The sequence below is a fragment of the Streptomyces sp. NPDC046349 genome (genome assembly GCF_055587885.1).
In genome coordinates this window covers 158,475-173,056 of the sequence record NZ_JBVJFK010000010.1, presented here as the reverse complement: position 1 = coordinate 173,056, position 14,582 = coordinate 158,475, and the positions used below count along the sequence as shown (strand labels likewise).

Genomic DNA, 14,582 nt, shown 5'->3' with positions numbered 1-14,582 from the left:
CATTCCGGGGTCCGTTCCGGGGGCCTTTGCCTGTGTGCCACGCGGCTGCCCCCGCTGCGGCGGACCAAACCGGGACGTACCCTGCACGGGCGCTCACCGGTGCGCGTGAACACGCAGCGCACCCTCCCGCGTACGGGACACGGCGGTGCCGAAGGCGCGGCCGGCGCGGGTGAGCACCTCGGCGAGCAGGTCGGCGTCCGCGGGGGCGGCCCTGCGCAGCCGCATCCGGTGGACCTGAAGGGGGACCAGGCGCGCGTCGTCGAGGCGGCCGGTTCCCGCCTCCAGCCGGAGGAGGTACAGCAGCCGGAGATCGTCCCGGTACCGCTCGTGGCCTCCGATGCCCTCGTAGTCGTCGATCAGGTCGCCGCAGCCGTAGAGGACCGCGTGACCCCGATAGACCTCGATCGGCCGCGGATGGTGCGAGGAGTGCCCGTGGACGACGTCCGCGCCGCCGTCGACGAGCGCGTGTGCGAAGCGGACCTGTGCGCGCGGGACGGCGTACCCCCAGTTGGAACCCCAGTGGACCGAGACGACCGCCAGGTCGCCGGACCGCTTCGCCCGCCGGATGCGGCCGGTCACCTCGGCCGCGTCCGCCGGGGAGGACTCGTCGACGAGGTCGACGCCGCTGCGCCGCGCGGCGGCCGCCCAGTCGTGGGGGATGCCGCTCGACGTCGTTCCCAGCGAGTAGACCAGCAGGCGACCGCCGCCGCGGAGGGGCAGCACGGCGGGCCGTCGCGCCTCGTCGAGGTCCCGGCCCGCGCCCGCCGTCCGCAGCCCGGCGGCGGCGAGGACGTCGAGGGTCTCGGCCAGCCCGCGCCGCCCGTAGTCCATGACGTGGTTGTTGGCGAGGACGCTGACGTCGGGACGGGCGACGGCCAGAGCCGGGAGGTTGGCCGGGTGCATCCGGTAGTGGACCGCCTTGCCGGGCGCGAGGTCGTCGCTCACGGTGACCGAGGTCTCCAGGTTGAGGATCCGGGCATCCGGCGCCGCCGCGTCGAGGATTGCCAGGGCCTCGCCCCACGGCCACGTGTACGGCACCCGGCGCGGGACGGCGCCGTTCACGGCCTCGGCCAGCTCGACGTAGGTGCGGGCATCGCGGACGTACGCCTCCGGCAGGGCCGGGTCACCGGGGTGCGGGAGGATCTGGTCGACGCCGCGGCCGAGCATCACGTCACCTGCGAGGAACAGCGTCACACGTGCACCGTCCACCCCTTCAGGCTAAGGGCTGTCCTCTCACGAGGGGGAGGAGCGCGTCCTCGTACCGGGCGTATCCGGGCGATCCGACAATTCGGCGGGGCGCCGTGGCTGCCGTCGTGGGCCCGCCGGGGATCACGGGGCGGCCTTCGGCCCTGTAAGCCCCGGGCGGCCGGCCCTTCCGGCGTGCCCGCCCGGTGTCCGAAAGGCACCCTGGAGGCATGGCCCGAGCCAACGACCAGGTCGAGGCGATGCTCCAGGAGTACGCGGACCTCATCGCGATCCGTGGCGGGGAAGGGTTCAAGGCACGCGCCTACGAGAAGGCGGCCCGCGCCATCGGGGGCCACCCCCGCGACATCGCCGCCCTGGACGCCAAGGGCCTGCGCGAGATCCCCGGCGTCGGCCGGTCGGTCGCGGACAAGATCCTCGAATTCCTGCGGACCGGCCGCATGTCCGTCGTCGACGAGGCGAGGGCCTCAGTGCCGTCCGGCGTGCGCGAACTGATCACCATCCCCGGGCTCGGACCGCGCAAGGCCATGGCCCTGTACGAGGAGCTGGGCATCACCTCCGTCGAGCAGCTCCTCGAAGCCGTCCACCAGGAGCGGCTGCGCGACCTCAAGGGCTTCGGCGAGCGCACCGAGGACAACATCCTGCACGGCATCTCGCTGCTCCAGAAGGCGGGTGAGGGGCGGATCCTCGTCGGCGCCGCCATGGACGTCGCCGAGCAGCTCGTCGCCGAGCTGTCCGCCGTCCCGGGCTGCGTCCGCTGCACGTACGCGGGATCCCTGCGCCGCATGCGGGAGACCATCGGCGATGTCGACATCCTGGTGGCGGCGGGCAGGTCCGCGCCCTTCATGGAGGCCCTGACCTCCCTCCCGTACATCGCAGAGGTCATCGCACGCGGCGAGAAGAAGACCTCCGTACGGACCGCCACGGGCCTGCAGGTGGACCTGCGCGTCCTTCCGCCCGCCTCCTGGGGCGCCGGCCTGCAGTACTTCACCGGATCCAAGGCCCACAACATCCGCACCCGCGAACTCGCCGTGCGCCAGGGCCTCAAACTCTCCGAGTACGGGCTCTTCGACGCCGAGAGCGGCGAGAGCATCACCTCGGAGACCGAGGAGTCCGTCTACGGCCGGCTCGGACTGCCCTGGATCCCACCGGCGCTGCGCGAGGACCGCGGCGAGATCGCGGCCGGGCTGCGCGGCGAACTCCCCGACCTGCTCGACGACAAGGACATCCGCGGCGATCTGCACACCCACACCGACCTCACGGACGGACTGGCCCCGCTGGAGGACATGGTCGCTGCCGCTGCCGCCAGGGGCTACGCGTACTACGCGGTCACCGACCACGCCCCCAACCTCTCCATGCAGCGCATGACCGGCGAGAAGATCCTCGCCCAGCGCGAACGGGTCCGCGAACTGGACGGCAGGCACCACAGGATGCGGCTGCTGCACGGTACGGAACTCAACATCGGCCCCGACGGCTCGCTGGACTGGCCCGACGAATTCCTCGCGGGTTTCGACCTCTGTGTGGCCTCGGTGCACTCGCACTTCAATCAGAGCAGGCGGGAACTGACGCATCGCCTCATCCGCGCCTGCGAGAACCCGCACGTCGCGGTGATCGGCCATCCCACGACCCGCCGGATCGGCAAACGCCCGGGCATCGACGCCGACTTCGACGCCGTCTTCGAGGCCTGCGCGCGGGCGGGCACCGCTCTGGAGATCAACGCCCACCCCGAGCGGCTCGACCTGCGCGACGAGGACATCCTGCGGGCGAAGCGGTACGGGGTGAAGTTCGCGGTGAACTCGGACGCCCACGCCACCACGCATCTGCCCTACATGCGCTACGGGGTGGGGACGGCGCAGCGCGGCTGGCTGACCGCGGACGACGTCATCAACGCCTGGCCGCTGACCAGACTGCGCCGCTTCCTGGCCAAGAAGGGGTAGCGCCGGCAGAGGACCGGAATCCACCGGTTCCCGATTCGGCGGAATCGGCGATAACTGAAACGGCGGAAATATGTGATTCGCCGTGCCGGTCGGCGATCCGTCGCAGGGCCATGAATCCACCGAGCAGGTCAAGACTTAACTTCGGGGGACCCTGACCGTATGGTGTGGCTCGAATCGAAGGAGCCCCCGGTTGTCGAAAATGAAAAATGACCCCGCCGTGCGTGCGGTTGCAGCGGAGCGGGATTACGTGTCCTCCTTGTACGAGTTAATCTCCGAGCGGCTTTCGAAGGCGCGGGCAGATCGAGCGAACGTACTGAAGGCCCCGGCGGACAGCGCCGGTGAGGCATACGAGAGAGAAATCACCGCCGAGCGCCTGGCCGAGGAAATCCGCCGGCTGGAGGGCGCCGAACAGGGGCTGGTATTCGGGCGGATCGACCACATGGATGGCACGGCCCTGCGCATCGGGCGGATCGGACTGCACACGGAAGAGGACGACCTGCCTCTGCTCGTGGACTGGCGCGCGAACGCCGCACGGCCCTTCTACGAGGCGACACCCGTCCACCCGATGGATGTGCGCCGGCGTCGGCACCTGCGCCTCGAGGAGCGCACGGTCATCGCCGTGAGCGACGAGCTGCTGGACGGGACCGCTCCGACCGACGAGGACGTCGTGGGGGACGGCTGGTTGACCGAGGCCCTGTCGGCACGGCGCACGGGCAGGATGCGCACGGCCGTCGCCACCCTGCAGGCCGAGCAGGACGAGATCGTCCGCTCTGCGCACCGCGGGGTGACTGTGGTGCAGGGCGGGCCCGGCACCGGCAAGACGGTGGTCGCCCTGCACCGGGCGGCCTACGTCCTGTACGCGTTCCCGCGCGCCGCGGAGGAGGGTGTCCTGGTGGTGGGCCCGCATTCCCGGTTCCTCGACTACATCTCCCAGGTCCTGCCCTCGCTCGGGGAGAACGATGTCGTTCTGGCGACCTGCCGGGAACTGGCCGGAGTGTCCACGGACACGGTGGACCCGTTCGACACGGCGCGTCTGAAGGGCGGCCGCGACCTCGCCGACGCCCTGGCCGGTCTGCTGCGCGTCCACCAGGCCCCCGCGGGCGGCTTCACCGTGCGGGTCGGACGGGAACGGGTTCACCTCCGCGGCGAGGAGGTCGCCGCGGCACGCGCCGCCGCCGTGGCCGCCGTACCCGGGCACAACCCCGCGCGCCGGGTCTTCAAAGAGCTCTTGGTCGACGCCGTCACCGATGCGATGCAACGAGACATGGGCGGCCTCCTGGAGCAGATCGACGCCGATGCCGAACGGATGACGGGCATCGACCTCGACCGGTTCACGGGAGCGGCCCGGCGCCGTGTCGAAGGTGCGGCCGACCAGGGTCCGGCCCACGAGCTGGACCTGGACGCCATCCGCGCCGAGCTCCTCGACGACGCCGGCGTCGACCGGGCGGTCGAAGTGCTGTGGCCGCGGCTGCTGCCCGGCGCCCTCGTGAAGGCGCTCCTGACGGACGCCGACGCGCTCGCCGAGCACCTGCCCCGACTGACCGCGCAGGAGCGGTCCCTCCTGCTGCGCGGTCCGGACGATCCCTGGACCGATGCCGATGTGCCGCTGCTGGACGAGGCGGCGAGCCTGGTCGACGGCCCGCCCGAGCGGACGTACGGGCACGTCGTCGTCGACGAGGCGCAGGAACTGACCGCCATGCAATGGCGGATGATCGTCCGCCGCTGCCCGTCGAGGGCGATGACACTGGTGGGTGACTTCGCCCAGGCAGGCCCGGCCGCGACAGCACGCGACTGGCAGGAAGCACTGAGCCCGCATGTCGGACCGCGGTTCGCCCTGCACGACCTCACCGTCAGCTACCGCACCACGCGGGAGATCCTGGAAGGCGTCCGGGACCTGCTCACGCGGATCGCTCCGGACCGGAAGCCCACACGGTCACTGCGCAGCGGTGAGAGCCCCCGCACCGTGAGCGCACCCCCGGACGGGTTGGTCACCGCCGTCGTCCGGGAAGTCCGCGCCCAGAGCACCGCGCATCCGGGCGAGCTGCTGGGAGTGGTCTGCGCGGACAGCAGGGTGAGCGAGCTGACGGCCCGGGGCATGCCCCACCACGCACGCGTCGTGCCGGCGTCCGAAGCGCGCGGCCTCGAATTCGACGGGGTCGTGGTCGTGGATCCCGAGGAGATCGTCGCGGCCCGCCCGGGTGGGGAAAGGGACCTGTACGTGGCCCTGACCCGGGCCACGAAGCGCCTCAGCACCGTCACCGTCCGGCCCGCCTGACGGCTCGGCGCCCGCGTCGCCCCCGCGGGCGCCCCCGGTCCCCCGGCCTCGCCTCGGCCCCGATCCGTGAAGCCCGTGAGCCCCCGGCCCGCGCGCGACCGGGGGCGCGCCGGCCGCGCCCGCGGGCAGGCCCGGTTCAGTGGCCGAAGCCGAACCGGTTGACGTTCACGCAGCCGGCCGGCTGGCCGCTGGTGAAGGTACGCGTCGCGGTTGCCGGACGGCGGGGTTGTGGGCGGCATGGTCGGGGGAGTGGTCGGGGGGCGGTGTCGTACCACCCGTCGACCGCAGGACGGACACGTAGTCGACGACCGTGGCGTGGCCCGGCTCGGTGCCGGCGTCGGGGCCATGGCGATCTTCAGGATGATGGAGCCGGGTCCATGGTTCTGAGGCGCTCTCAGAGTGGTGGCCACTGTGCTCTGCGCCCGTGGCCGTCAAGGGCCGCGACGAGCACCTCCCGGCCCGGTGCGGCTCGGCGGGAACATCGGCCGAGGGTGGCCGCGGCCTCGGCGTGGGCGGAGCCCCGGCGGGGGCGGGGCATGGGCGCCGCGATCCGTTCGCATGTTCGAGATCTGGCAGGATGTGGGGCGTGACGACGGAAGGCGGAGTGCGCGAGGCGGGGGCGGGGGGCGAGGTCTCGTCGCGGATCCCGGACGACCTGCGGCGCGCCAAGGCGCTGGCGTACGACCCGGGTGGCTTCACGTGCTCGCGGGCGGTGCCCGAGGCGGAGAGCGCCGACTACGGGGCGTGCGAGTTCACCCTGGACGGTCTCTCGGTCAGGTTCCGCGTGGCCAGGACGACACCGACCAGGACCGGGCAGTTCGTCACGGTGTGGAAGAGGTCCGCGAGCGGGCCGATCCAGCCCTTCGACGCGGCGGATCCTGTCGATCTGCTCGTCGTGAGCAGCTGCGAGGGCGACCGGTTCGGGCAGTTCGTGTTCCCCCGGGAGGTGCTGCGTGAGCGGAACATCGTGTCGACGAACGGCATCGGCGGCAAGCGGGCCTTCCGCGTCTACCCGCCATGGGTGACGACCACCGGCCGGCAGGCCCGCAGTACGCAGGCCTGGCAGGTGGAACACTTCCTCCCGCTGTCCGAGGACGAGCCGATCGACATCTCCCGTGCGTACGCGCTGTACCACCCCGGTGCGGTCGGCCTTTAATGCGTTGTGGCGGGCAGCCGTTCCGGGCGAACATCCGGTGCATGGATGTGCCCGCCGAAAACCTCCGCTCGCACCGTGCCGACCTGCGCCGCTGGCGCATGAGCGACCTCGACGCCCTGGAACGGGCGATCCACGAGTCGCTCGACCATCTGGTGCCGTGGATGCCGTGGGCCGCCGACCCCGGCAGGCGGCAGACCGCCGAATTCCTCGCCAAGGCCCGGGAGCAGTGGGAGACCGGGCGAACCTTCGGCTACGCGATCACCTCGGACGCCCAAGTGATCGGCAGCTGCAGTCTCATGCGCCGCATCGGAGCGGGCGGCCTCGAGATCGGCTACTGGCTCCATCCTGCCTGGACCGGGCGGGGCCTGGTCACCATGGCCGTCGAGGCTCTCGTCGCCGAGGGCTTCCGGCTGGACGGCACCGACCGCATCGAGATCCACCACGACGCCGCCAACCATGCCAGCGGGGCCGTCGCCCGACGCTCGGGATTCACCGAGATCGAGCGCGTACCGGCTCCCGAAGGGCCGCTCACGCCCGGCGAGTCGGGGATCGACGTCATCTGGCGGACGACGGCGGACCAGTGGAGGACGCGGACCGCGCAGAGCGCCGCCGCCCGCCGGGCGAGCTGACCGGCGCCGCCGGTCGGGGACCGGCCGGACGCGGCCGCGCGCCGTCGCATCGCCGTGGACCATCCTGGCGGGCGGCGGGAGACTCCCGAGGGCCGCAGCGGTAGCGAGGCATGCGGCGACCACGCCGGAACGGGGGCCTGCCCGGACAGGTGGCGGCGGTATGCGTCCCGTAGAGTCCCGAAACCATGACCTCACCCGCATCCTTCACCTTCGTGCGCCACGTCGACGGCCTCCGCCATCGGTTCGAACCCGACGGCGAGCACAACGGCCGCCCCGCCTACCGCCGAACGGACGGGAACGTGCTGTGCGTCTGGTCCCCGACGGACGGTTGGCACTGCGAGATCGCCGACGGGCTCGTCACCGCGCTCCCTCTCGACGGCCGCGCCGACGGACCCGAACCCCCGGCCGCCGTCTGGCGCAGCTTCAAGGACGACCGCTCCTACCTCTACGACCTCCGGACCCCCGACTCCGACGCCGTCACCTGACACGGGATCGAGGCCGGCTGCCGACGGGCGAACCGATCGGTGCCCGAGGAAGTGATCCGTCCCCCCATTTCTTTCCGCCGGGACGGTGGCCGCGGCCCAAGGGGGGAAACCTTTTCGCACCCGCCGCCGCAACGGCGTCTGCGGTTCCGCCTATCGGCAAAACCGTCCGTGGACCCCGTGGGTGCGGTTACGGTCTGGCCCCATGAGGTTCCTGCACACTTCGGACTGGCACCTGGGCCGCCGGTTCCACGGAGTAGACCTGATCGACGCCCAACGCGAAGTCCTCGACCACATCTGCGAAACCGTCCGGACCCACCAGGTGGACGCCCTGCTCGTCGCGGGCGACGTCTACGACCGGGCCATTCCCGGACTCGACGCCGTACGCCTGTTCAGCGACGCCCTGCACCAGCTGGCGGACCTGGACATACCGACCGTCATGATCAGCGGGAACCACGACTCCGCACACCGGCTGGGCGTCGGAGCCCGCCTGCTGGCACGGGCCCGGGTGCACCTGCGGACCGACCCGGCCGACGTCGGCACCCCGATCCTCCTCGAGGACGCCGACGGACCCGTCGCCGTCTACGCGGTGCCCTACCTCGAGCCCACCCTCGTACACACCCAACTGGGCGCCGAGACGGTTTCCCACCAGGCCGTGCTCACCTCCGCCCTGGACCGCATCCGCGCCGACCTGGCCACACGCCCCGAAGGGACCCGCTCCGTCGTCCTCGCCCACGCCTTCATCACCGCCGGCGACACCCCGGCCGACGAGACCGGCAGCGAACGCAACATCAGTGTCGGCGGCGTCGCCGACGCCGGAGCCCGGGTCTTCGACGGCATCGACTACACCGCCCTCGGCCACCTGCACCGCCCCCAACGGGTCACCGACCGGGTCCACTACAGCGGCTCCCCACTGGCCTACTCCTTCTCCGAAACCGGGCACGACAAGTCGCTGACACTCGTCGACCTGCCGGGAAGCGCCGAGCCCACCGTGACCCGCGCGGCGTTACCGCCGGACCTGCAGCTTCCACTGGCACGCCTGACCGGCCACCTGGAGGACCTGCTGACCGACCCGGCCCAGGAGACCCTGGTCGAGTCCTGGCTGCACGTCACGCTCACGGACACCGCCCACCCCTACGAGCCGATGGCCCGCCTCAAGCAGCGCTTCCCCCACACCCTGCACATCGAGCACACCCCCGCCTCCATTCCCGCCCAGGCCACCACCTCCTACGGCGAGCGGCTGCGGGGCCGGGGCGACCTCGACATCACCCACGACTTCATCACCGCGGTGCGCGGCACCGAGCCCACCGACGAGGAGAGCTCCCTCCTGCGGGAAGCGATCGACGACTCCCGCATCAGCGCCCAGGAGAAGGAAGCCGTCTGACATGCGCCTGCACACCCTGCGCCTGCAGGCGTTCGGCCCCTTCGCCGGCACCCACACCGTCGACTTCGACGCCCTGACCCGTGACGGGCTGTTCCTCCTGCACGGCGACACCGGAGCCGGCAAGAGCACCCTCTTCGCCGCCGTCTGCGTGGCCCTCTACGGAGAGCCCCCCAGCGACCGAAAACTCCAGCTGCGCAGCGACCACGCGCCAGCCGGCCTCCTCACCGAAGTGACGCTCGAAGTCACCCTCGCCGGGAAGAGGTTGCGGATCCGACGCGTGCCCGCCCAGCAGAAGCCCAAGGTCCGAGGAGAGGGAACCACCCAGCAGCCGGCCGAGACCCACCTCAGCCAATGGTCCCCGGATCCCTCGGGACAGGGCCGCTGGGAGGCACTGAGCAGGTCCCACAGGGAAGCAGCGGACGAGATCAAGACACTGCTGGGGATGAGCCGGCAGCAGTTCTGCCAGGTCGTGCTCCTCCCGCAGAACGAGTTCACCAAGTTCCTGCGCGCGAGCGCCTCCGACCGCAAGGACCTGCTCGGCAAGCTCTTCCACACCCACCGGTTCGGGTCCGTCGAGAACTGGCTGGCCGCACGGAAGAACGCCCTCGCCAAACAGCGCGACGAGGCCCGTACGGCCGTCGTGCACCTGACCGAACGCATCCAGCAGGAGGCGGGGCAGGAGCTCGAGCCCCACGAGGGTGCCCCTCGCGCCGCCGACCCCGCCACCCTCACGGGCCCCGCCCTCGCGTGGGCGACCGCCCTGCACGCCAAGGCCGTCGTCCACGAACGCGACGCAGCCACCGCCGCCGGACAGGCGGAGGAGGAACTGGCCGCATTCCGCGACGCCGAACGCGCCGTGCACGACCTGGCCTCCCGGCAGGGAGCCCACCGCCAGGCGGGCGACCGGCTCAAAGCCCTCGACGAGCAGGCGGACCGGCAGGCCGACCTCGCCCGGCAACGCCAGGAGGCCTTGCAGGGCCAGAAGGTGGCCCCGCTGCTGGAAGCCGCGACCACCGCCGCCGGACAGCACGTCCGTGCGCAGGAGGACGAGCGCCGGGCGCGGGCCGTCCTGAGCCCCGAACACGCGGCGCTCGCCGCCGCCGACCTCATCCGCGCCGGGCAGCGCCTGCGAGCCGACATCGGAGCCCTGAACGCACTCCTGCCCGACGAGGCCGCCCTCCAGCAGCACAAGACGGACCTGCGGAAACTGGACGACGAACGCCAGGAACTCGCCCAGGACCTGAACGATGCCGAGGCCTGGCTGGGCGAAGCGCCGCAGCGCCGCACCCAGCTGCGCGCACGCCTCGAAGCCGCACGCACGGCAGAGGAGGCCGGCCGCCGGCACACCACTGCACTGGATCTCCTCGACACCCGCGTCGACGCGGCGAAACGCCGGGACACGCACGTCGGGCAGATCCGCGAGGCCGAGGAGGCACTCGCGGCGGCGCAGAACGCGACGGGCGAGGCCGCGCGGGAACACATCGACATCCGTCGCAGGCGCACGGACGGCATGGCCGCCGAACTCGCCCTCGGGCTCACCGACGGCGAGCCCTGCGCGGTCTGCGGTTCACCCGTCCATCCGAACCCCGCCGCCCCGCACCCCGACCAGCCCACGGCCGCCGACGAGAAGCAGGCCGAGACCCGCCACGCCCAAGCCCAGGACACCGAGCGCGGTCTCCGGGACAGCCTGCAGCAACTCCTCCAGCTGGCGGCGGCGGCCCGCGGCGAGGCGGGCGGAGACACCGCCCTGGCCGCCCTCACCGCCGAACGCGCCACGCTGCGGGACCTCCTGGCAGCAGCCCTCGAAGCCGCGGCCGACAGCGGTCCGGCGGCCGAGGAACTCGTCGCGCTGGAACGCCGGCACGCCCAGACCGACGAGGCCCGTACCGCGGCGGCCACCCGGCTCGCCGCGGCCGACGCCGCCTACGAGGCACTGGCCCACCAGACCGAGGACCTCGAGCGGAAGATCACCGACGCCCGCGCCGACGACCCCACCCTCGCCCGGCGCATCGCCCGGTTCACCCGGACGGCCGACCACCTCACCACCGCGGCCGAACACTCCGGCGACACGGCGCGCGCGGCCAACGAACGCGAGGAGTCGACGCGGGCGGCGGAGCAGGCCGCCCGCTCGGCCGGCTTCGACTCCCTGGAGGCCGCCGCACGGGCGCAGCGCTCCGACGAGGAGATCCGCACCCTGGAAGGAGAGATCGACCAGTGGCGCGAGCAGCGCGCCGTGGCCGCCGCACGCCTGCAGGAACCCGACATCGCCGCGGCAGCGGCCCTGCCGCCCGCCGACCCCGGGGAAGCCACCGGGCGGCTCTACGCCGCCACCGCCCGCCACACCGGCGCGGCCGCCCGGGCCGCACACGCCGCCACACGCGCCCGTGCCCTCGCGGACCTGCTGGCCCGGCTCAGCACCCGCATCGAGGAACTCGAACCCGCCGAACGAGCCCACCGCACCGTCGACAACCTGCACGGCCTGATCAACGGCACCTCGCCCGGGAACCGGTTGCGCATGCAGTTGGAGGCCTACGTCCTGGCCGCCCGGCTCGAAGAGGTCGTCGCCGCCGCCAACACCCGCCTCACCCGCATGTCGGACCACCGCTACAGCCTCGTCCACTCCGACGGGCGGGCCTCGCACGGAGCCCGCTCCGGCCTCGGCCTGAAGATCACCGACTCCTGGACGGGCAAGGAGCGCGACACCGACACCCTCTCCGGCGGCGAGTCCTTCTTCGCCTCCCTCTCCCTCGCCCTCGGACTGGCCGACGTCGTCACCGCCGAATCCGGCGGCCAGGCCCTCGACACCCTCTTCATCGACGAAGGCTTCGGCACCCTCGACGAGGACACCCTCCACAAGGTCCTCGACGTCCTGGACTCCCTGCGCGCGCACGACCGTACGGTCGGAGTCATCAGCCACGTCCCGGAACTCCGGCGCCGCATCACCCACCGCCTCCACATCCGCAAGACGACCACCGGCTCGACCCTCGCCCAGCTGACCGAGGCGGAGCAGTAACGCCGGCCTCCCGCCGCGGGCACCCGCCCATGACACGTTCCGTCCGCCGAGGCGATCGCCGCGGCGGACGGAACTCACCCGTGCGGCCCAATGCGCCCGACGTCAGCGGGGCGGGCCCAGCACCTCCTCGGCTCCGGGCAGGTCGTGGACGCAGACACCCCGCCCGGTCAGCGGCAGCAGCCCCGCCAGCGGGCACGACACGGGCATCTCGTGGTCGACCTCCCACTGCCCGACCTTGTTCCCACCCGTGTGGTCCGTCGTGCAGACGGCGTACAGGTGGCCGGCGCACCCCCGGCAGAGCAGGGGCTGGTGGCCGCTCACGGCCGTCCCGCCGGGTACGGCGGACTCGGCATGCCGCGTCCGTCGGGCGCTTGTACCGTCGGTCGCGACAGGAGTCCTCGAGATACGACAGGACCCCACAGGCCGGTTCGCGCATGCGGAACACGTCCCGTCAGCGCGCCGAGCCACCCGTGTGCCGCCCGCGTCGATGCCGAGCCGGTCAGCCCCTCGCGACGCGACAGGGCGCACGCGCAGCCCCCGTGAGAGAGGCCGTGCCGATGTCGAACGATGTTCCGATAACGAGCCTGCTGCGTGTGGAGAAGGGCGTCGCCGCCCCGGAGGAACTGGCCGCGATCGCGGTCGTCGTCGCCTGTTACGCGAACCGGACGTCCCTCGAGCGTGACGTTGACCGCGGCGCGAACGGCGGCGCCGGGAGGGGAGCTGGCGGCGGCTCCGGCCGCCGTCGTACCGTCCCACCCGACACCGGCTGCTGGGCAGGCTGCTGGACCTGCCGCTGAACCCCGTCCGCCGGCCGCGCGCACGGCCGGCGGACGGGGGGCGTGGGTGGTCACGCCCGGCGCAGCACCGTCGAGAGGACCTCGCGCAACGCCGCCGCGGGGTCGGCCGCGGCGCCTTCCGAGCGCCAGGCCACGAACCCGTCCGGGCGTACGAGCAGGGCGCCGTCGGCGCCCAGCCGGTGGACCTCGGTCCAGGGCGCCCCGCCCTCCGGGACCAGGTCCGCCCCCGGCCCGGAGCCGATCGTGTACGCGTCCAGCCGCACCTCCAGCTGCCGGGCCACCTGCTCCGCGGCCGCCTGCCACGGCGTCCCCGCACCGCTGAGCAGCACGAAGGAACGCTCGTACAGGTCCAGGGTGGAGATGCGCTCACCGGCCCTGGTCAGCCACATGTGCGGGGCCCGGGTCCCGGTGTCGCCCATCGACCGCAGCGTCTCGGGGATGACGGGCCGCCCCGGGTCGCCGCCGACGAGCGCGCCCTGCGTGTAGCAGTAGGCCATCGCCGTGGTGAGGACACCGCTGCCGGGGCCGCCGCCCATGGTGGGCGGAGGCACGTATCCCGGGTGGCTGTGTTCGGCCGAACGGGCCGAGGCCCGCTCGCTCGTGGCCCTGGCCACAGGCAGCCGCTCGGTCTGGTAGGTGTCGAGCAGCCCGATGCCCGCCCACCCGTTCAGCACCGCGGCGATCTTCCACGCCAGGTTGTGCGCGTCCTGGATGCCGGTGTTGGAGCCGAAGGCCCCCGTCGGCGACATCTCGTGGGCGGCGTCCCCGGCGAGGAACACCCGTCCGGACGAATACCGCTCGGCCACCCGTTCGGCCGCGTGCCACGGCGCCTTGCCGCCGATCTCCACGTCCAGGTCGGGTACGCCGACCGCCTCGCGGATCTGGTCCACGCACCGCTCGTCGGTGAAGTCCTCCAGGGTTTCGCCCTGGTCGGGGTGCCAGGGAGCGTGGAAGACCCACTGCGTGTCGTTGTCGACGGGCAGCAGCGCCCCGTCGGCCCCCGGGCGCATCAGGTAGCAGACGATGAAGCGCAGGTCGCCCAGCACCTTCACCAGCCGCTCCGAGCGGAAGGTGACGCTCACGTTGTGGAACAGCTCGCCGTTACCCGTCTGGGGGATCCGCAGCTGCTCGCGTACCGGGCTGCGCGGGCCGTCCGCCGCGATCAGGAAGTCCGCGCGCACCGTGAGGTGCTCGCCCGTCGTGCGGTCCTTCACCACGGCGTTCACCCCGGTGGAGTCCTGGTCGAAGCTCATCAGCTCGGTGCCGAAGCGGATGTCGGCACCCTGCGCCCGGCTCTGCTCCGCCAGCACCGGCTCGATGTTGTTCTGGCTGCACAGGCACCACTCCGTCGGGCTGAAACGCGCCAGCGCGCCGGACGGGTCGATGGACTTGATGAGCCAGTTGTGGTCGGCGGTGTCGGTCAGCGACCGCGCCTGCAGAATCCCCTGAATTCCCTCCAGTACGGACGCCGCCCGGCGGATCGCGTGCTCCGCCCCTGCTGTGCGGTACAGCTCCATCGTCCGGGCGTTGATGCCACGGCCGCGCGGGTGCGGGGAGGTACCGGAGTGCTTCTCTACCAGCAGGTGCCTCACTCCGTGGCGGCTCAGGAAAAGCGAGGTGGACAGGCCCACGAGGGAGCCGCCCACGACGAGAACCGGTACGCGAACATCGGCTTTGTCTTCCATCAGCTGCGGGCTCCTGTTTTC

Annotated in this window: 10 protein-coding genes; 7 read left to right on the top strand and 3 right to left on the bottom strand. The window is 72.4% G+C overall.

Going from position 1 to position 14,582, the window contains the following annotated elements; all coding sequences use genetic code 11:
• Positions 1 to 93: 93 nt before the first annotated feature.
• Positions 94 to 1,167 carry a CapA family protein gene (locus ACZ6JS_RS24115; protein ID WP_469301057.1) on the bottom strand — a complete coding sequence of 358 codons (1,074 nt, stop codon included), beginning with the start codon at positions 1,165 to 1,167 and terminating at the stop codon, positions 94 to 96.
• Positions 1,168 to 1,415: 248 nt separating this feature from the next.
• Here ACZ6JS_RS24115 and polX point away from each other — a divergent pair, with 248 nt between their 5' ends.
• The 7 genes from polX (at position 1,416) to ACZ6JS_RS24080 (ending at position 12,079) form a co-directional block, all read left to right on the top strand.
• Entirely contained in the window at positions 1,416 to 3,140 is a 1,725-nt protein-coding gene (gene polX, locus ACZ6JS_RS24110; protein WP_469300793.1) for a DNA polymerase/3'-5' exonuclease PolX, read from the top strand.
• A gap of 247 nt (positions 3,141 to 3,387) precedes the next feature.
• Positions 3,388 to 5,415 (top strand): HelD family protein, encoded by a 2,028-nt coding sequence (locus ACZ6JS_RS24105; RefSeq protein WP_469301055.1) that lies wholly within the window; start codon positions 3,388 to 3,390, stop codon positions 5,413 to 5,415.
• Between the two features lie 643 nt (positions 5,416 to 6,058).
• On the top strand, positions 6,059 to 6,571 hold the full coding sequence (locus ACZ6JS_RS24100; RefSeq protein ID WP_469301054.1) for a MepB family protein: 513 nt from the start codon (positions 6,059 to 6,061) through the stop codon (positions 6,569 to 6,571).
• A gap of 41 nt (positions 6,572 to 6,612) precedes the next feature.
• Complete coding sequence (locus ACZ6JS_RS24095; protein WP_469300792.1) at positions 6,613 to 7,200, top strand: GNAT family N-acetyltransferase; 588 nt, start codon at positions 6,613 to 6,615, stop codon at positions 7,198 to 7,200.
• A 185-nt stretch (positions 7,201 to 7,385) separates the two neighbouring features.
• Complete coding sequence (locus ACZ6JS_RS24090; RefSeq protein ID WP_469300790.1) at positions 7,386 to 7,685, top strand: hypothetical protein; 300 nt, start codon at positions 7,386 to 7,388, stop codon at positions 7,683 to 7,685.
• 202 nt (positions 7,686 to 7,887) lie between these two features.
• On the top strand, positions 7,888 to 9,066 hold the full coding sequence (locus ACZ6JS_RS24085) for an exonuclease SbcCD subunit D (RefSeq protein ID WP_469300789.1): 1,179 nt from the start codon (positions 7,888 to 7,890) through the stop codon (positions 9,064 to 9,066).
• Between the two features lies 1 nt (position 9,067).
• Complete coding sequence (locus ACZ6JS_RS24080) at positions 9,068 to 12,079, top strand: AAA family ATPase (protein ID WP_469300787.1); 3,012 nt, start codon at positions 9,068 to 9,070, stop codon at positions 12,077 to 12,079.
• A gap of 102 nt (positions 12,080 to 12,181) precedes the next feature.
• Here the strand turns inward: ACZ6JS_RS24080 and ACZ6JS_RS24075 are convergent, their stop codons facing one another.
• Together ACZ6JS_RS24075 and ACZ6JS_RS24070 are read right to left on the bottom strand one after the other, a co-directional pair.
• On the bottom strand, positions 12,182 to 12,400 hold the full coding sequence (locus ACZ6JS_RS24075; RefSeq protein WP_469300786.1) for a hypothetical protein: 219 nt from the start codon (positions 12,398 to 12,400) through the stop codon (positions 12,182 to 12,184).
• Positions 12,401 to 12,926: 526 nt separating this feature from the next.
• A complete protein-coding gene (locus ACZ6JS_RS24070; RefSeq protein ID WP_469300784.1) occupies positions 12,927 to 14,561 on the bottom strand; it encodes an FAD-dependent oxidoreductase in 1,635 nt (544 codons plus the stop codon).
• Positions 14,562 to 14,582: the final 21 nt, after the last annotated feature.